The organism is Ruegeria sp. HKCCD6426 (genome assembly GCF_057221115.1).
This window is the reverse complement of sequence record NZ_JBWVBF010000005.1, coordinates 330,892-350,244: the sequence shown is the minus strand read 5'-3', so window position 1 is coordinate 350,244 and position 19,353 is coordinate 330,892. Positions and strand designations below refer to the sequence as shown.

The 19,353-nt window shown below is 56.5% G+C and carries 15 protein-coding genes; 11 read left to right on the top strand and 4 right to left on the bottom strand.

Going from position 1 to position 19,353, the window contains the following annotated elements:
• Window positions 1–287 precede the first annotated feature (287 nt).
• The 10 genes from AC2TDA_RS16535 (at window position 288) to AC2TDA_RS16490 (ending at window position 13,453) form a co-directional block, all read left to right on the top strand.
• Window positions 288–3,746: an adenylate/guanylate cyclase domain-containing protein gene (locus AC2TDA_RS16535; protein WP_480879811.1), complete on the top strand. Its 3,459-nt coding sequence runs from the start codon at window positions 288–290 to the stop codon at window positions 3,744–3,746.
• A gap of 43 nt (window positions 3,747–3,789) precedes the next feature.
• Window positions 3,790–4,731 (top strand): hypothetical protein, encoded by a 942-nt coding sequence (locus AC2TDA_RS16530; protein WP_480879809.1) that lies wholly within the window; start codon window positions 3,790–3,792, stop codon window positions 4,729–4,731.
• Entirely contained in the window at window positions 4,718–5,194 is a 477-nt protein-coding gene (locus tag AC2TDA_RS16525; RefSeq protein ID WP_480847046.1) for a hypothetical protein, read from the top strand. Before AC2TDA_RS16530 ends, AC2TDA_RS16525 begins: the two co-directional genes overlap by 14 nt.
• Window positions 5,191–7,095 (top strand): GMC family oxidoreductase, encoded by a 1,905-nt coding sequence (locus AC2TDA_RS16520; protein ID WP_480879808.1) that lies wholly within the window; start codon window positions 5,191–5,193, stop codon window positions 7,093–7,095. The genes AC2TDA_RS16525 and AC2TDA_RS16520 overlap by 4 nt, the downstream gene beginning before the upstream one ends.
• On the top strand, window positions 7,092–8,180 hold the full coding sequence (locus AC2TDA_RS16515; protein ID WP_480879807.1) for a ferritin-like domain-containing protein: 1,089 nt from the start codon (window positions 7,092–7,094) through the stop codon (window positions 8,178–8,180). Before AC2TDA_RS16520 ends, AC2TDA_RS16515 begins: the two co-directional genes overlap by 4 nt.
• Window positions 8,181–8,449: 269 nt before the next feature.
• On the top strand, window positions 8,450–9,388 hold the full coding sequence (locus AC2TDA_RS16510) for a LysR substrate-binding domain-containing protein (RefSeq protein ID WP_480879806.1): 939 nt from the start codon (window positions 8,450–8,452) through the stop codon (window positions 9,386–9,388).
• A 140-nt stretch (window positions 9,389–9,528) separates the two neighbouring features.
• Complete coding sequence (locus tag AC2TDA_RS16505) at window positions 9,529–10,689, top strand: acyl-CoA dehydrogenase family protein (RefSeq protein WP_480879804.1); 1,161 nt, start codon at window positions 9,529–9,531, stop codon at window positions 10,687–10,689.
• Window positions 10,689–11,801 (top strand): CaiB/BaiF CoA transferase family protein, encoded by a 1,113-nt coding sequence (locus AC2TDA_RS16500; RefSeq protein WP_480879802.1) that lies wholly within the window; start codon window positions 10,689–10,691, stop codon window positions 11,799–11,801. The genes AC2TDA_RS16505 and AC2TDA_RS16500 overlap by 1 nt, the downstream gene beginning before the upstream one ends.
• 9 nt (window positions 11,802–11,810) lie before the next feature.
• The gene (locus AC2TDA_RS16495; protein ID WP_480879801.1) at window positions 11,811–12,647 is read left to right on the top strand and encodes an HTD2 family dehydratase; all 837 of its coding nucleotides are present in this window, start codon (window positions 11,811–11,813) and stop codon (window positions 12,645–12,647) included.
• Window positions 12,641–13,453 (top strand): HpcH/HpaI aldolase/citrate lyase family protein, encoded by an 813-nt coding sequence (locus tag AC2TDA_RS16490; RefSeq protein WP_480879800.1) that lies wholly within the window; start codon window positions 12,641–12,643, stop codon window positions 13,451–13,453. Before AC2TDA_RS16495 ends, AC2TDA_RS16490 begins: the two co-directional genes overlap by 7 nt.
• 36 nt (window positions 13,454–13,489) lie before the next feature.
• Here the strand turns inward: AC2TDA_RS16490 and AC2TDA_RS16485 are convergent, their stop codons facing one another.
• The 3 genes from AC2TDA_RS16485 to AC2TDA_RS16475 form a co-directional block, all read right to left on the bottom strand.
• Window positions 13,490–14,269 carry a carnitinyl-CoA dehydratase gene (locus AC2TDA_RS16485; protein WP_480847058.1) on the bottom strand — a complete coding sequence of 260 codons (780 nt, stop codon included), beginning with the start codon at window positions 14,267–14,269 and terminating at the stop codon, window positions 13,490–13,492.
• 3 nt (window positions 14,270–14,272) lie between these two features.
• Window positions 14,273–16,288 carry an acetate--CoA ligase family protein gene (locus AC2TDA_RS16480; RefSeq protein WP_480879798.1) on the bottom strand — a complete coding sequence of 672 codons (2,016 nt, stop codon included), beginning with the start codon at window positions 16,286–16,288 and terminating at the stop codon, window positions 14,273–14,275.
• 101 nt (window positions 16,289–16,389) lie between these two features.
• Entirely contained in the window at window positions 16,390–17,550 is a 1,161-nt protein-coding gene (locus AC2TDA_RS16475) for an acyl-CoA dehydrogenase family protein (protein WP_480847061.1), read from the bottom strand.
• 102 nt (window positions 17,551–17,652) lie between these two features.
• On the opposite strand from AC2TDA_RS16475, the gene AC2TDA_RS16470 reads away from it, so the two are divergent.
• Complete coding sequence (locus AC2TDA_RS16470) at window positions 17,653–18,567, top strand: GlxA family transcriptional regulator (protein WP_480879797.1); 915 nt, start codon at window positions 17,653–17,655, stop codon at window positions 18,565–18,567.
• A gap of 113 nt (window positions 18,568–18,680) precedes the next feature.
• Here AC2TDA_RS16470 and AC2TDA_RS16465 read toward each other — a convergent pair whose 3' ends face one another.
• A complete protein-coding gene (locus AC2TDA_RS16465) occupies window positions 18,681–19,346 on the bottom strand; it encodes a D-lyxose/D-mannose family sugar isomerase (RefSeq protein WP_480879795.1) in 666 nt (221 codons plus the stop codon).
• Window positions 19,347–19,353 lie beyond the last annotated feature (7 nt).

Genomic DNA, 19,353 nt, shown 5'->3' with positions numbered 1-19,353 from the left:
GAGTTGCCGTTCGGGAAGGCGTTGGTTGGGTTTCGGATTGCACCTGGGCGGTTCATTCTACCTTCTCCCGGAACCAGCGTGATCGCGCAGGCGGCAACAACCATTTGTGTGGCCCGTTCGCGAGTCTCATCGCACGGTGAATGGAGGAAGGGATAATCGGCGGTACTTCGAAACTATGATCCGGCCAATGCCCAGACAAGGGGCATACCGATAGTCAGTCTGTATCGGTCATAAAAGACTGTTCGACACAACCAACTGGAATTGATGGGCGACGTATTGTCCATAGTATGCTACCAAAGGTTTCATATTCATATTGTTGTTTCAAGATAAGACGTGTTTTGTCTAAAAAGATAGAGGCGGCCAGATTGGTAAGTCCTGAGGTCAATTGCCCAGAATGTGGTTCGGCCAATCCTGCCGGATCAAAATTTTGCAACAGTTGTGGACGCGCCCAGACCTTGACGTGTGGGGCGTGCGGAGAACTGACCGTGCCAGGCGCAAAGTTCTGTACGGCCTGCGGGTCGTCTTTGTCTGGGTCAAAAGTGGGATCAGCGGGCAACGACCAACTGGAAGTGAGCAAAGCCGCGCCGCCGACGCAAGCCTCAGACAGTGTTGCTGAACGGCGCCAGTTGACCGTTTTGTTTTGCGATCTGGTTGGCTCAACCGCCCTGTCCGAAAAATTCGACCCCGAAGATTACCGGGATCTCATTACCCGGTATCGTGATCTGGTCGGAAGCACGGTCGCCAAATTTGGCGGCGAGATAGCGAACTATGCAGGTGATGGTGTAATCGCTGTCTTTGGTTACCCGATTGCACAAGAGGGCAGTCATTACAACGCAGCGCTGTGCGCGCTTGATATCGCCTGCACGGCACGAGACATCGACGCGGGATTCTCAAGCCAGTCTGTTTCAACAAATGTGCGCATCGGGATTCACACCGGACCCGTTGTAGTCGGCACTGCCAATAGCTCTTCGCTAGATGAAAAGATGTGGTTGTTTGGCGATACGCCGAACGTGGCTGCGCGAATTCAGTCCGTCGCCGATGTGGGGCAGGTGGTGGTGTCTGAGGTAACACGCCGGTTGATCGGTGAGCGTCTCGACTTCATCCCGCTTGGCAGCCCGCCACTGGCGGGTGTCAGCACACCGCTGGAGCTGTTTCAGGTCCGACGGAAGGTTGCGGGGTTTGAATCTGCCCGCAAGGACTTTTCGCATGATACGACGCCGACCATCGGACGAGCCGCAGAAATCGCGCTGGTTCGGTCAAGATGGGAGGGCGCGTTGGAAGGTGAAGGGCAGGTGTTGCTGCTGACCGGCGACGCCGGTGTCGGCAAATCCAAAATTGCCTTTGGCCTCAGGGATGAATTGACTGACGAAAACTCATCTCAGTTCGTTTTGTTCGGGTCCCCGCTTCATCAAAGCAGCGCCTTTTATCCAGTAAAAAACGCTTTGACGGCGCTAACCGGCATGTCCCCAAACGAGACGCCTGAGAGCAGCAAAGCAAAAGTTATCGATTTTCTTGCGAACCTGGGTTTGGACGACGAAGTCTGCACTGTGCCAATCCTGCGTTTGATGGACTTGAAAGGCAACTCGGCACCGGTCGAACCGATGGCTCCGGAGCGGGAAAAAGGTGCACTGATCGAGGCCTTGCTGCGCCTGTGTGCCGGCCTGGAACAGAATTGGCCGTTGCTGCTGCTGTTAGACGATGTGCATTGGTTCGATGCCTCGACGTTGGAATTTGTCAACGGCTGGGTCGAGCAATTGTCAAGCCGGCGCTGCCTGATCCTGATGACTGCCCGCAGCGAGTTTCAATCACCTTGGCGGAACCAGTCTCACGTCACAACTCTTGAGCTGAACCGCCTGGTGCGCCGCGACATCTTCAAGCTGGTTGAGAGTATTTCGGGTGTCCGTCCCTCGGAGGAGATCCTGAGTCAACTGGCGGACCGAACAGACGGAGTACCACTTTTTGTCGAAGAGCTGACAAAAATGGCCATGGAAGCCGGGTTGCTGGCCAGCCGGGATCAAAGTCAAGCCGAGCTGTCCCTGGCAATCCCAGAATCCCTGCAAGATTCATTGATGGCCCGACTGGATCGGTTGTCTGCCAGCCGCGAAATCGTGCAAGTCGCCGCGGCAATCGGACGTAATTTTGAAAGAAATCTGCTGAGCCATGTCCTTAAATGGAATGAGGAGGACATTGCCAGTGCGTTGGAGCAGCTGCTGGAAACCGAGTTGATCGTGCCGGCGGGGCTGCGAGGTGATGAAGACACTTATCGGTTCCGTCATGCGCTGGTACAGGATGCGGCCTATCAATCCATGCTGCGTGCAACAGCTTCCAGATGGCACGGGCAGATCGCTCGAATCCTCGAAGAAAAATACAAGGAAACGGTCAAGCGCGAGCCGGAAATCCTGGGTCATCACTATCGGCGTGCAGGCGATTATGTTGCGGCCGAACGCTGCCTGATGACCGCCGCCCGCCAGGCTCTGGATCATTCGGCTAATGTCGAAGCGATAACGCATTTGCAACACGCGCTGGAATGCTTGCAGGAATTACCGCCCTCTCAGGAACGGGATCGGCGCGAGATCGACCTACAAATCACGATCGCTGTGCCTTTGGCTTTTGTGCAGGGCTATGCGCACGCTTCTGTTCTGTCCGCCTATGCCCGGGCGCAGACGCTGTGTCGCGAATACGGTGAATCGGAACGTCTGTTCAAGGTCGTCTACGGGCAGTTCCGGTCAACAATGCTGGGCGGGGAATACGCCATTTCCAAACAGAATGCGGATCGCCTGGTATCGCTGTGCCAGGATCTGAAAAGCCCGCTTGCTTTGGTTTCCGCTGAAAGGTCGCACGGGGCGCTGCAAACCTATTTGGGCCACCCGCTGGATGCCTTGAAACATCTCGAAGCCGGGATCGAGGTCAACTTATCGCTTGAGCATCGGTTCGTGGGCCTGGATTACGACGTTGTTGACCTGTCAGTCGCGCTACAGGGGTACCGGGCATTGTCCAGCTGGTTGTCGGGCGACACGGCAAGCGCGCTGGATGCGATTAGGGCTGCCCTGATCCACGCGGAAGAAACCGCGCATCCCTTTAGCCAATCCTTTGCCAACGCTTTCCTGGGCTGGATTTCCCAATTCCGCGGCGATGAAGCGACGGTGCAGGAAAGCTCTGCAACCTTGATTGCTTTGTCCGAGGAGTATTCGTTTCAGTTCTGGCGTGGATGGGCGCGGATCATGAATGGGTGGGCCCGCCGGAACGAATTGGGTGAGAAGTCGCTGGATGAAATCGAACTGGGTCTGCGCGAATGGCGGGATACCGGGTGCCGGCTGGGTCTGAGTTTCTTTCTATGCCTCTACGCGGATGCCGCCATTTTGCATGGACAGCTCGAGTTGGCGGAAGAGGTGCTGAGTGAAGCAGAACAGTTCGCACAGGGCAGTGGGGAACAGTTCTGGATCGTCGGACTGACGCGCCTAAGGGGTAAGCTGGCACTTGCCCATGGCAAAGAAGAAGACGGAATTCGCCATATTAAAAACGCAGCATCTCTGGCGCTGGATCTTGGGCATTTTGGCCCGTTGCTGAGCACGATCAAGGAACTGGCCGAACTCAGTTCGACGCCCGAATGCCTGAGAATGGTTGCAGAGGCCGTAAAGGGTGTCGTCGACAATGCAGGGACCGACATTCCAGATCTGCTCGAGGCAGACGCCATTTTAAAAAAACTGACGCCAGAAGTGACGGAGAGTTCATCGGAAGAAAATTGAATTAATCAACATATTCAACGCGTGTGGGGAGGCCACAACCATTATGACAAAGAAAAAATCAAAAGGTGACCGTTGCCATCAGACTGATGTCACCGGTGTGATGCCAAAACTGCCTGAGCAGTTCGATACATTCCCTTTCTATTACGCCTCACTGCAATGCCAATGGATGTACTGGTACACATCCGTCGAAGCGGCCAAACCCTTCGTTAAGGGTACAGGTCTGTGTGTTGCCGAATTTCCCGATGAAAACGGCGAGAACAAGGCCGTAATACTGTTGAATTTTCAACGCTACACCGCGCATTATGACAATTCGCTGGGCACTGTGAACGAGGTAGAATTCAATCTGCTGGCCTACCCCTCGAACCGAGTGCCCGGTGTGCCCAAAATGACCCTGACCGAGTACCTGCACGGTCGGGATCAGACCAAAACGATAGGTCATTTGCGGGTTCACGTCGCCGCAGACAATGCCATGGCAGTTAAGGCTGGTCGCGAGGCTTTTGGCGAACCCAAATTTCTGGGGCAGTTCAATTACAAAGTTCCCTCGCTGAATGCCCAAATGAAAGGCAATCCGCCAATTTCCCCGAAAAAATGGTGGATACAGTTGGTGAACCCCGATGATCCCCAGACAATAGTCTACGACCTGAAAGCCGATTTAGGCAAATTGATGGGCCATCAGTGGACGACGACAAACTGCACCCCAATTCCGGAATTTGCTACAGGCCTTGGCCGGACCGTCTGGACCAGATGGACAATCTCGGGCCTGTTCGAAACCGCGATGCTGACCAACAAGGACGGCAAACGCGTTGCCAAGACCTTTGAACTGAGGATTGGTGACAACGATTTTCCGATGACGCGTGACATGCGCAGGTTGTTTACCGACATGACACCCGTCGCGGTGCAGGTCTTCGAAAGCCCGCCAGCCTGTTTCGAGCCGCGCGGGTTCTACGTGGACGCCATCGATGGAGATCGCCATGACCACGCATGATCAATCGCCCGATTATCAGGCCTTTTTGACCATCAGCGCTGTGTTGACAGGATATGACAGCGCCGAGTTGCAGGGCACAGGCTGCGCAGGGGAATACTGGCATCAGTTCCGACAGGTGCTGCCCGCAGAAATACTGAACCAGTTTCTGTCCCATGCTCAGGCGCTTGGTCAGAATGATGATGATGGGGTTATCCGCAAGATATACCTATCCGACAGATGTCTTGGCCCGGTTGCCCGCTCGCTTATTCAGCTTTGGTATATTGGGCAGTGGGTTCCGCTTTCGCAGGAATGGCGCGAGAGTTACGGGGCCTCGCGGTTTGACGTGGTCAAGATCATCTCGACGCGCGCATACAAGGAAGGGTTGGTCTGGGACGCCATCGGTGCCCACCCAATGGGTGCAAAACAACAGGGTTTTGGGGCGTGGAGTCTTGAACCTCCGGCGAAACGGGGGGTGGATCAATGAATGCGATATCAGACGACGACGTCACCTATGATGTCGTGATCGTCGGCGCAGGATTTGCCGGCGGAATTTTGGCGAAAGAGCTTGTTTCAGCAGGTCATTCCGTTCTGATCCTTGAAGCAGGTGCAGATCACGGCAAATCTTGGGAAACCTACCGATCTTATCTGGATCAGTATTACCTGTCCTTGGCGAAGACGCCGAATTCACCCTATCCGGACTTGCCCACTTTGCCATCGCCGTCTGTTCTGGACATCACGGCGGTCCGGGGCACCGAACCCGACACTAACGGGTATTTTGTCCAACGAGGTCCCCTGCCGTTTGGCAGCAATTATCTGCGTGCTTATGGCGGTACGTCGTTGCATTGGCTGGGTACAAGTCTGCGAATGATGCCGGCGGATTTCGAAATGCAGAGCCGTTTTGGCAAAGGGGTCGATTGGCCGTTTGGATATCAGGAAATTCGATCCGATTATGAAAAAGCCGAATGGGAGATCGGGGTTTCCGCCGACGCTGAAGAACAGACGCCTAAAGCGCTGGGAATTCGAACCTCTGGCCCACATGACGAAAAAGGATACTTCGCCAAGGGCTATGATTTTCCAATGCACTCGGTCCCTTCATCTTATGTGGACAACTTTTTTGCCCGCGCGGATGGAATGCCGATCGTGATTGGCGAGGATGCAAGGAATACCGTCAAGCTAAAGGTTTCACGCACGCCACAGGGCCGGAATTCGACCCCGCGCAAGCCTAAAAATGCCAAAGGGATCCCAGTCGGAGGGGAGACGAGGCGTCAGTTCCGCCCGCGTGGCGCAACGGGGCCATTTGCGTATATGGGCCAGCGATGCGAGGGCAATTCAAGCTGTATTCCGATCTGCCCGATTCAGGCAAAATACAATGCGATGAAGACGCTGGAGGACGCCAAACATACCGGCAAGCATCTTATGACGACGATCACGCAGGCCGTAGCGTCGAAGGTCGAACTGGGTGAAAACGGACGCGTATCGGGCATTGTCTACAAGAAATACCCGTTTCCAGGTGTCGCCCAGTACGATTTGCGCAGGGCCAAGGGCAAACAATATGTTCTTGCAGGTGGCGCAGTCGAGAATGTGACGCTGGCGCTGGCGTCCGAGATTTGCCGAACCAGTGGCGAATTGGGACGCAACCTGATGGATCACCCTTATATGATGACGTGGGGCGCGGCACCCGAACCCGTCGGCCCGTTTCGCGGGCCGGGCTCGACATCCAGCTACGCAAATTTCCGGGATGGGGTTTTCCGCGACCGGACGGCCGCATTCAGGCTGGAGATTGGCAACTGGGGCTGGAATTTTGCCACGGGGGCGCCGAACTCGGATGTGGCGCGTCTGGTGGAACAAGAGAATCTTTATGGCAAAGCTCTGCGAGACAAACTGTATCACGACGTTCAGCGGCAAGTACGTATCGGGACCCTGGTCGAACAACTGCCACGTGCGACAAACCGCGTGACGATTGATCCGGCCTATCGTACGCCGATGGGCGAATATCGCCCGGTGATCAGTTATGACATAGACGATTACTCGCGTGCCGGATTAGCGGCGGCATACGACACATGCGGGCAGATTTTTCAACGGTTGGGTATCCGCAATAATTCGGCTTACGAGCCGTCTGATGCCGGATATTTCACCTATGACGGTCGTGGATACACGGTGTTCGGTGCGGGCCATCTGGTTGGCACCCACCGGATTGGCACGGACAGGCACAATTCGGTGACCAACGATGTGATGCAAACCTGGGACCATGACAACCTTTGGCTGGTCGGAGCTGGATCCATGCCAACGATTGCGACGTCGAACCCGACTCTAACATTGTCAGCATTGGCATATAGGGCCGCCAGGGCCATCAAGGCTGCCGTTCGGAAGAGGAGCGCGACATGACTTCGAATGAAAAACTGTCCGCGGTGCGGAAACGGTTGCGTGGTTTGCTTCAGGATGCATTGATGTTGGAACTCTCCACAATCCCGCCTTATGCCACTGCGTGTTATTCCATACTGGAGCAAGGTCAATACGACCGATCCGAGCCTACCATTGTGAATGCCGAGCCCATCGAAGTGATCCGTCAAGTCATGGTCGAGGAAATGTTGCACATGGTGCTGGTGGCAAATGTCTTGAACGCCATCGGAGGCAAACCGGAACTGAACAACCCCAAGCTATTGCCACGTTACCCCGCGGCGCTGCTGGGCGGGCGTGGTCCGACTGTACATCTACGAAGGTTCACCCCGGAGCAGGTAAAAAGCTTTCGACGGATCGAAACCGCACCGAAAGACACCAGCCCTGCCAAACGGGGGGACTATCACACGATCGGAGGGTTCTACATATACATCCGGGAACAGTTGCAAAAGGCGTGTGATACCTTTGGCGACGGCGCGATTTTTGTCGGTGATGACCAGCGGCAAATCACAAATGCCGACTATTTTGGCGCCGGAGGCGAGGTGATCGAGGTGAGCGGTACACCGGCGAAGCGCCGCAAAGCCGCGTTGAAAGCGATCAAGGAAATCATGGAGGAAGGGGAGGGTGCTGATCTGGGACACAGGGCCGGAGACGGAGACATCATTCCCGGACCTGAAGGTCACGAAGATATTGCGCACTATTTCAAATTCAACGAAATCCTGCACAGCCGGTACTATCACCCTGACGATAGCGTCGACGGCCCGCCGACCGGTGGTGATCTGATCGTCGACTGGAGCGCCGTTTCTCCAATGCGTGACGATCCGACCGAGAGGGATTTCAAGAATGCGCCCGAAATCGCCGCGATATCTGCGGACTTCAATGATGCTTGGTCCGGTCTGCTGGATGGCCTGCAAATTGCGTTCAACAAAGACAAGGCCGCATTGCGTGCTTTGGTTCCGGCTATGTACGACATCAAGTCTCTGGCGCAAAAGTTGATGCGGATACCCTTGCCGGACGGGTCTGGCGAAACCGCCGGACCGACCTGGACCTATCGGGGAAATGGAAAGGGCTGAAACGAAGTTGCAAGTGCTTTTGAAATTGATGGTCTGACCCGAAAGATCATCTTCGATCAGGGCGGGGCGAATACAGCCTGCATCACGGTAATCAGTACGATGATGCGGGCTTTGTTTGCCCGATCCCTAATGAGATAGTCCGGCAGAAGTGCCTGATTGACGCCGCAAAACAGAATGCTGGGTTCATCTATCGACGGACCCAGCTGGCACTCTGTTCCAAATCCGCGATAGCACGACCTCTTTTTCCCGCTGATGTATAGCGATATTGTATGGAAATGGATGTAACTCAGCTTCGAACAATTATTCACGTTGCCGAACTTGGAAGCCTCTCGAAGGCCGCCGACAGGTTGCGTATTGCCCAACCAGCGCTCAGCCGTCAGGTGCGCTTATTGGAAGAGGAGCTTGGTGTTCGCTTGTTCGACCGCCATGGCCGGGGGATGGTCGTCACTGTGGCTGGGCAGGAAGTGCTGCGCCACGCTCAGCGTATCATGAACGAGATGGAAGAAATTCGAGCCTCAGTCGCTGACGAGGGTGCGCCATTAAGGGGACATGTGTCGATCGGTATGTCTCCCACTGTTGCCGACATTCTGTCTGTCCCGCTGGTCTCCGCTTTTCAGGAGCGGCATCCAGAGGCTACTTTGCGCATTGCCAGCGCCTACTCTGGGTATCTTCTTGATTGGTTGCACAGGGGGCAAGTTGATGTTGCAATCCTGTATGAAACCCGGCCGTCACGATCTTTGCGTTCCGATGCGCTTCTTGAAGAAGAACTGCACCTGATTGGATCACCGGACTCAGGTTTGTGGCGGGAAGATCCGGTAAGATTTAAGGCCCTGGAAGACAAAAGGCTGTTGCTGCCAAGCAGCGATCACGGGCTGCGCAAGATCGTCGATGATTGTGCGTCTGGCGCGGGGGTGACATTGAATGTCGGCGTTGAAGCGGACAGTTATTCGACGCTGAAGAATCTCGTGAAAACCGGTCATGGCTATACCATTCTGCCACTTGCACCGATTCACGAAGAGATCACGCGTGGACAATTGGCCCATGCGCCTTTGGTTTCACCCGCTCCGATGCGTCGCTTGATGATGTCTTTCCCGTCCGACCGTCCGACGACCCGGCTGGCGAAATTTGCCGGGAAGGTGCTGGTCGATACCACGCGCGATCTTGTCGAACGCGAAATCTGGTCAGGCAGAATGCTGACGGAAAGCTAGGTTCCAGCCTCGCTGAGATCGAATTTTGGCGCCATAGACCAGCTATCGAATTTTCATATAGCTGATAGCAAAACCTTATCTTTGTATTATCGCACGACGGCAGGTAACAGCAGGAAGACAGATACTATTGGAGCCTGCCCATGTCCGCCCAGACTGAAACCTATTCTGACATACGCGATGGCGTACGCGCTCTTTGTGCCCAGTTCCCCGCTGAATATCATCGCAAGATCGACGAAGACCGAGCCTATCCGGAAGAATTTGTCGACGCCTTGACCCGTGAAGGCTGGATGGCTGCTCTGATCCCCGAGGAATACGGCGGTTCGGGCCTTGGCCTGACCGAAGCCAGCGTAATCATGGAAGAGATCAATCGCGCAGGTGGGAACTCCGGTGCCTGTCACGGCCAGATGTACAATATGAACACGCTGGTGCGGCACGGGTCTGAAGAACAGCGGCAGAAATACCTGCCGTTGATCGCCGAAGGCAAGTTGCGGCTGCAATCCATGGGCGTCACAGAACCGACCACGGGCACCGATACCACCAAGATCAAGACCGCCGCCGTGAAAAAAGGCGACCGCTACGTTATCAACGGGCAGAAAGTTTGGATCTCTCGCGTCCAGCATTCCGACTTGATGATCCTTCTGGCCCGCACCACGCCGCTTTCCGAGGTGACAAAGAAATCGGAAGGCATGTCGATCTTCCTCGTCGATATCAAAGAGGCGATGAAGAACGGCATGCAGGTCAAGCCTATTGCCAACATGGTCAATCACGAAACCAACGAGTTGTTTTTCGACAACCTCGAAATACCCGAGGAAAACCTGATCGGCGAGGAGGGCAAAGGATTTAAGTACATCCTGACCGGTCTCAATGCCGAGCGGACTTTGATCGCCGCAGAGTGCATCGGTGACGGCTATTGGTTTACTGACAAAGTTACCGACTATGTGAGCGAGCGCACTGTATTTGGGCGGCCGATCGGGCAGAACCAAGGTGTGCAATTCCCGATTGCCGAAGCCTTCATCGAAGTCGAAGCGGCCAATCTTATGCGTTACAAGGCGTGCTCTTTGTACGATGCTGGCGCGCCCTGTGGGGCCGAGGCCAACATGGCCAAGTACCTCGCGGCCAAAGCCTCGTGGGAGGCGGCCAACGCCTGCATTCAGTTCCATGGTGGGTTCGGTTTCGCCAATGAATATGACATCGAACGCAAATTCCGTGAAACGCGGCTGTACCAAGTCGCGCCGATCTCGACCAACCTGATCCTGTCTTACGTTGCCGAGCACGTGCTGGGCATGCCGAGGTCGTTTTGATGGGTGCGTTGGACGGCATTCTGGTCGTGGCCATCGAACAGGCGGTGGCCGCGCCGATGTGCACCGTGCGCCTCGCAGATGCCGGGGCCCGGGTGATCAAGATCGAGCGAGAGGTGGGGGAGACAGCGCGAAATTACGATAAGGCCGTCAAGGGGACGTCGGCCTATTTTGCCTGGCTCAATCGTGGTAAGGAAAGCGCCGTCTTAAACCTAAAGGATACGAATGACTTAGAAGTGTTACGCGCGATGCTTCTACAGGCGGATGTGTTCGTGCAGAACCTGGTCCCCGGTGCTATGGACCGGATGGGGTTGTCTCCAGACGCCTTGAAGCGTGATTTTCCGCAACTGATTTCCGTGTCGATCCAGGGTTACGGGCGGGACACGCCTTACGCTGGCATGCGCGCCTATGACATGCTGGTGCAAGCCGAAAGCGGGCTGTGCGCTGTCACCGGAACTCCGGACACTCCGTCCAAGATCGGTGTATCAGCTGCCGATATTGCCACCGGTATGAATGCTCATGCCGCCGTATTGGAGGCCCTCTTGAAGCGGAGCAACACTGGGCACGGCGAACATATCGAGATATCCATGTTCGACGGAATTGCCGACTGGATGTCCGTTCCGCTGCTTCACTTTGAGCACACTGGTAAAGTGACCGGGCGATATGGTCTGTCGCATGCCTCGATCTACCCTTATCGGCCTTTCCGCTGCGCTGACGGAACACTGATCGTGGCGATTCAGAACAACGCCGAATGGTCGCGCCTCTGCGAGGGGGTCGTTCAGCGCCCGGACCTGCTGGACCGACCGGAATTTCAAAGCAATGCCGAGCGTGTTGCAAATCGCGTCTTGCTGGACGACGAGCTCGAACCGGAATTTGCGCGGCTTTCGGTAGATCAGGCTGTCGAGCGACTGGAAAAAGCCGGGGTCGCCTATGGGCGATACACGGAACTCAACGATCTGGGCGATCATCCCGCATTGCGTCGTACATCGGTGTCCTTGCCCGATGGTCAGGTTGTGACCATGCCGCGCCCAGCAGGGCGGGGCGACGGTTTTCAAGCGGGCCCTGTGCCGGGGCTAGGGGACCAGACTGACGCCATCCGAAACGAGTTTAGGTGAGGTCCAACGATGGAGAGCAATACGGACTTCACCCCATGGCTTGGGCGCACAAAATCCGCGGAACCAGAAGCCATCACTCCAAGGTTGATTGCTGGCTTTGAAGCCACGTTAGGTGAAACCACGGCGAAAGTTGAAGGTGCGCCGGCGGGCGTGCACTGGTGCCTTGCGCCATCCTCGGCAAGTCCTGATGAGCTTGGCCCCGATGGTCATCCCGCAAAAGGGGGGTTCCTGCCACCGGTTCCGTTGCCCCGGCGCATGTGGGCCGGTGGTCGTGTTGAGTTTCGCCACCCACTCCAATCGGGTGATGAGGTCTGCAAAAAATCACGGATCAAGTCGATTGATTGGAAAAACGGCAAGTCGGGCAGCTTGTGTTTTGTCACGGTTCGCCACGACTACGCGACCGAACGCGGCGTGGCGATCCGTGAAGACCAGAACATCGTATATCGCGATGCGCCCTTCGGACCTGTGCGACCCACAACCCCGGAAATCTGCACCAAGGTTTTTGAACGGGAGGTCGACGTCGCGGTCGATACGGTGCGACTGTTCCGCTACTCGGCGCTGACCTTCAACGCCCACCGGATCCACTATGATCTGCCCTACGCCAGAGACGTTGAATTCTATCCTGATCTTGTCATTCATGGCCCGTTACAGGCGACTTTCCTGTTGAATTTTGCCTCCAGCGCACGCGGAGCAATGCCCAAGACGTTCTCCTACCGCGGAGTCGCCCCGGCAACGGGCACACAGGCACTGAAATTGGGGCTACGGCGTTCGGACGCCGACACATTTGCTTTGTCCGTCGTCGCACAAAACGGCGTGGAAACTATGTCTGGAGAAGCCACATGGTGAAAAGTTTTCCCTTGATCGCGCCGCTTTTTGTACCCGCCAACAAGCCCGAACGCTTTTCAAAGGCGGCTGCAAGCGGCGCCGATGCAATCATTGTCGATCTTGAAGACGCTGTTCCACCTCAGGAAAAGGGCAGCGCCCGGGAAAATCTGGGCGCAGCGCTATCGAGTGTTCAGGTCCCGGTCTACGTGAGGGTCAACGCTATTGGCACGGAATGGTGCGAGCTGGATCTTAAGGCGGCGCAGAGCATTCCGATTGCCGGTATCATGCTGCCCAAGACTGAAAGCTCTGATGACTTGCATCATGTAGCGCGGAGGCTGGGAAACGACGTCCCGGTTCTTGCACTGGTCGAGACAGCCGTTGGCCTGGTCAAGCTACCAGAAATTTCCTCTGCTCCGAACGTCGCACAGATCGCATTTGGTTCGGTGGACTACTCGCTTGATCTGAATTGCAGCCCTTGCAGGGAAGCATTGTATCAGGCGAGGGTAGAGATTGTCTTACGGTCCCGGGTTGCCGGATTGCCGGCGCCCATTGACGGAGTGTGCACTGAATTATCAGATACAATCGTTCTTGAAGGCGACTGCGCCTACGCGTCCCGACTTGGGTTTGGTGGAAAAATGGCCATACATCCCAGGCAGATTTCGACTATTCAAGCCGCATTTACACCTTCTGATGACATGCTGGATTGGGCGAAACGGGTTTTGAATGCAGAAACCGATGCAAAAGGCGCAGCCTTCCAATTGGATGGCCGCATGATTGACAAGCCTATTGTCGAGAAAGCACGGCGCATTCTCGAAAAGTGGGGTTAACGATCCGCCATTGAGCCTTTTCCCCTCCGCCGAAGATCACTTTCCCTTCCAGACCGGATCGCGTTTTTCGGCAAAGGCACGCGCACCTTCCAACTGGTCCTCGCTGGCGTATAGAACGTCGACTGTGCGCAACTGGCGATTGGTGATGCGGTTCAATGCATCCTGGAACTTACTGTCTTCCGCGTCCCGTACGACTTCCTTGATCGCCGCGTAAACCAGCGGTGGGCCCGAAGCCAGCAAGCGGGCCAGCTCCCACGCTCGGTCCATTAGTTGATCGGCAGCAACAATCTCGTTTACCAGGCCCCACCGGTTGGCCTCTTCGGCGTCAAACCAGCGCCCGGTCAGCAGCAGTTCCATCGCGATGTGGTAGGGAATGCGCTTGGGAAGCTTGACACTGGCCGCATCGGCAACAGTGCCTGAGCGGATTTCAGGCAGGGCGAAGGTTGCATGTTCAGCAGCCAGGATCATGTCAGCTGAGATGGCCAGTTCCAGCCCGCCGCCGCAGGCGATGCCGTTCACTGCCGCGATAACCGGCTTGTTCATATCACGAAGTTCCTGCAGGCCGCCAAAGCCGCCAACGCCATAATCTCCGTCAACAGCATCGCCGTCGGCTGCTGCTTTCAAGTCCCAGCCAGGGCAAAAGAACTTTTCGCCTGCGCCGGTCAGGATAGCGACACGCAGTTCTGGATCATCCCGGAATTCGGCAAAAACCTCTCCCATGATCCGGCTGGTGGCCAGGTCAATAGCATTTGCTTTGGGCCGGTCGAGCGTAACCTCAAGGATCGCTCCTTCGCGGCGGGTTTTGATCGGGTCCATATCTCAGGCCTTTCTTATGAGGGCATCCACTGCAACGGCCTTGTCCGGCGTGCAAAGGAGCGGATTGATTTCGACCTCGCCAAGCGTGTCGGCATTTTGCATGACATAGGCCTGAACGGCCTGAATTGCGCGGATAATTGCATCCATATCAGCCGCTGGCTGACCACGGTAGCCTGCCAACAACGGTGCGATTTTCAGGCTTCCCAGGGCTGCCCGGATGTCATTCGGCGTACTGGGGACCAAAAGAGATGCCGTATCGCGCAGTACTTCGGTCAGGACGCCGCCCGCACCCAGCGTCAGGACGAACCCGTGCGCAGGATCGCGCACAACGCCAACCAACAGTTCGGCCACGGCTCCGGTGATCATCTCTTCGATCAAAATCTCTTCGGTGCCGATATCTGCGGCCACGTCCGCCACATCTGCGGCCTGTACCCCCAAGCGGACAGCGGCATGTTCGGACTTATGCGCCAGCCCGACGCCTTTCACCGCAAATGGTGCTTCAAGTTCTTGTGCAGCGGCACGAGCCTCAGCTGCGCGGCGCACCGTTCGGTTGCCCGGGATGCGCAACCCGAATTCGGCCAGCGTTTGTTTGGCCTCTCCCTCGCTCAGGGTCCGCGTCGCTTCGGCGCTGCCCGGCAGGCAGACGGGATCGGCCGCGGGTTCAGCGACTTGACCCGCTGCGCGTGTGGCAGACAGTGCTTCCCGCAGGCCCATCAGTGGGACAACGCCGCCCTCCATCAGAACCTGCGCGACATCTTCGGGCAGAAGTTCCGGCAGCGTTGCGGCAATGGCAAAGCGCGCACCGGTTTCGGCCCGAACTTTTAGTGCCGCACGTGAAGCGCATGTCCAATCGGCGGCATCGGTGGTCGGGTAGTCGACAATCGAGAAGGTCAGATCAATGTCATCTCCGGTCATCCCTGACCATGCCTGTGCCATCGCTTCTTTGTCGCGCCAGATATAAGTGTGGTAATCCAATGGGTTGTTCAACGCTACCATCGGCCCAAGTGCATCGCGCAATCTCGCTTGTTTGTCTTCAGACAGACGAGGGAAGGTCAAACCGGTACCAACGCTCATATCTGCGATCAGGCTAGCCTCGCCCCCCGAACAGCTAATCGAGGCGATGTTGCCGCCCGGCAGCGGGCCGTAGCAGTGCAGTAATTTCAGCGTCTCTAGGAAGTCGGGCAGGGAAGACAGGCGCGGAATGCCGAGACGGTTCAGCAGGGCTTGTGCCCCGGCATCGCTGCCGGCCAGCGAGGCTGTGTGAGACACGGTTGCTGCCTGCGCCTGCTCGGATGCGCCGACCTTGAGCGCAATCAGCGGGATATCCTTTTTGTGCGCCTTTGCGGCCAGCGCCTCCCATTCGCGGATATCCTTGAACCCTTCTATATGCAGGCCCACCGCTGTTACACGCGGATCGTCAATCAGGGAAGTCGCGATCTGCGCCTGGCTGGTTTGCGCCATGTTCCCGCAGGTCACCATATAGGCAATCGGCAACGCGCGTTTCTGCATGGTCAGGTTAATCGAGATGTTCGAGCTCTGCGTCAGGATCGCGACGCCCTTGTCGACCGGTGTGGCGCCATGTTGGTCCGGCCATAGCAACGCTCCGTCCAGTGCATTGATGAACCCATAACAGTTGGGCCCCAGAATGGGCATGTCACCAGCGGCGGCGATCAACCGATCCTGTAGATCTCCACCGGTGTCGTCCTCAGCTACCGCTTCCGAAAAGCCCGAGGCGAAACAGACCGCGCCGCCTGCGCCCATACGCGACAGTACCTCGACGGTTTCGATTGTAGCGTGACGGTTGATGCCGACAAAAACGGCGTCCGGCGCCTCGGGCAGGTCTTCGAGGTGCCCGTAGACTGAGTGGCCCGCGATTTCTTTGGCTTTGGGATGCACCGGCCAGATTTGCCCCGCATAACCCATGCGTCCCGATTGCAGGATAACCTGTTGGCACCAGGCGCCGCCACCAACGACGGCAATGGTTTTCGGGCGCAACAGCCTGGTAAGATCTTTGTGCATCGACAGTCCTGATCGTATCGTTGGATAGGCCCCGGCGGTGAATCGTTTCAACAGGCTGAGAGCGCGACCCGTTGAATGTTCTTCACCACCGGGAATTGGTCTTATGCACCCAAGGGACGCAAAAGATCGCGGCTGATGATGTGGCGCTGGATTTCGCTGGTGCCATCCCAAATCCGTTCAACACGAGCGTCGCGCCAGAAGCGTTCGATCGGGAAGTCATCCATAAGTCCCATGCCACCAAAGATTTGCAGCGTTGTATCCGTGACCCGTGCCAGCGCCTCGGACGCATATAGCTTGGCTGACGCGATTTCGCGGTTCGATGGCAGGTTCTGATCCAGACGCCAGGCAGCGGACAGGGTCAGCCAGTCGGCTGCGTCGATTTCAGTGATCATGTCCGCGATCTGGAAGCTTACGCCCTGGAACTTGCCGATTGGCTGGCCGAACTGCTTACGCTCGGCGGCGTAGTTCAGCGCGTAGTCAAAACACCGGCGCGCACGGCCGACCGAGAAGGCCGCAACTGTCAGACGCGTGGCGTAGAGCCATTCGTTCATCACCGCGAAACCGCCATCGACCTCCCCCAGCACCTGCGCGTCCGGCAGGCGGCAGTTGTCGAAATACAGGATATAGTTCTTGTATCCCTTGTGGCTGACAGAGTTATAGCCTTCTCGTACTTCAAAGCCCGGTGTGCCCCGATCCACCAGAAAGGTGGTTATCCGCTTCTTCGGGCCTTTCGGGGTTTCATCGACACCGGTGGCAATGAAGACGATAAAGAAATCTGCGTGCTCGGCGCCCGAGATGAAGTGTTTCGAGCCATTGACGACCCAATCACCGCCGTCGCGTACGGCCTGACATTTCATGCCACGCACGTCCGAGCCCGCATCCGGTTCGGTCATCGCCAGCGCATCCATCTTTTCCCCACGCACGGCTGGCAACAGGTAGCGTTCGCGCTGCTCGTCATTGCAGGCCATCAGGATATTTTGCGGTCGACCAAAGAAATGGGTCAGCGCCATGGATCCGCGGCCCAGTTCCCGCTCGACAAGGGTGAAATCGAGATGGGACAGTCCGGCACCGCCGACTTCTTCGGGGAAGTTGCAGGCATAGAATCCCAGATCGATGCACTTCTGCTTGATCTCATTGCCAAGCTCATGCGGTACCTGACCCGAGTGTTCGACGGCTGCTTCATGCGGGTAGATTTCGTTTTCCACAAAGCTGCGGACGGTGGAAACGATCATTTCCTGTTCGTCGGACAAACCAAAGTTCATAGCGCGGGTTCCTTTGATAGGTGATTGACGAATGAAACCGCAGTGCATTATGCAACGGCATGCCAAATTGGTGCCTGTTCGTGCAGAATTGGAATAAATTTGATGCAGAGATTCAACTTTCTTCTGTTTGACGGGTTCTCGAACCTCTGCCTTGCCAACATGGTTGAGCCCTTACGCGCGGCGAACACCCTATCCCGTAAGCCGCTCTATGCCTGGCGATTCTATTCCCCTGACGGAGAGCCCGTTCAAAGCTCTAGCGGCTTACAGGTTTCGCCGCATGACGCGTTGGGTAAAGAAAGCGGCGAAGCGCTGGTCGTCATGCCCTCTTATGGGTATCTTCGGCTGGACACCGCCCAAGTGACGCGCGCGCTCAGGCCTGCTGCCAAACGACATGCAAAACTGGCGGGTCTGGATACCGGCAGTTGGCTATTGGCCCGCGCTGGTCTGCTGGATAACCACCGTGCGACCATTCATTGGGACGAACTTTCGCGATTTGAAGAGACTTTTCCCAATGTCGACGTGGTTCAGGAAAGATATGTGATCGACGGAAACCGGATGACATGCCCGGGTGCGATGGCCGCCTATGAGCTGGCCGATGCTTTGATCCGTGCTGATCATGGGCCGCTGTTGTCCATGGAAGTCGCGCACCTGCTTATGAATCGGGGCACGCCGCAAGCCTACTCGCTTCCGATGAAGTCCGAGCATTCGCTTGTAAACCGCGTGCTGGCCATCATGCAGAACACGCTCGAAACACCGATGCAAATACCGGAGATTGCTAGGCAGTTGGGGTGTTCACAAAAGAAAATAGAATCCTGCATTCAAGCTGACCTAGGAACAACTCCACGTGCGCTATATCGGCGGCTACGATTGAATCTCGCCCGCAAGCTTGTTGCAGAGACCGAGCAATCGGTAGCCGAAATCGCAAGTCGCTGTGGCTATGAAAACCCCAGCGCAATGACGCGGGCGTTTCGGGCTGAGTTCGGACAAACTCCTACTGCTTTCAGAATTGGTGCATGACCCAAGGGGCATTTCTTGCGGGTTGAAAGTGTAAGTTCGCCAAACTTGCCAGCGATTGAGTGCTCTGGACGCTGATGCTCAGGAAACACCGCAGCGGTGGAAGCGATTTGATCCTAATAGTCCGCGACCAGCAGAAAATCGGGGTCGGCGTCTTCCTCGATAGTGGCAAAGCGCGGAATGGGATCTTCGAACACGTTGTCGGTGCGGTCGTCATTGACGGTCGAGACCTCGCCAATCAGGCAGTCCCCTTGTTCTGCCCAGAATGCATGCCAGATGCCGGGCATCAGAGTCACGCTTTGACCCGGCTTCAATCGCAAATGCTCGCCGGGTTGGATCGTGACAGGACAACCGTCACTGGGAACCACGACCGGCGTGTCGCGGTCAATGTCGCCTTCAGGGTTCGAGGCATAGATTTCCATCACCAGGTCGCCACCACCCCGGTTGATGATGTCTTCGGCCTTGAGGATGTGGCGATGCATCGGCGACAGCTGCTTCTCCTGTGAGATCAGAAGCTTTTCCGCATAAAGCATGCCGCGCCCTTGGCCCAGGTCGTTCACGTCGCCGTTCCGCAAGGTGAAAAGGAACAGACCCAGCTCATCGAACCGGCCCTGTCCGTAATCCGTAATATCCCAGCCCAGCCCGCGTTCGCGGATACCTGCGGCTTGAGCGCTGCGCATCTGGTCAGGTGACCAGTCGGCAAAGGGCGGAAGAACAGCGCCAAACGAATGGATGAAGGCCTGCGCCTCAGTCTTGATGCGGTTGATGTCGGAACGTTTCATGGACGTC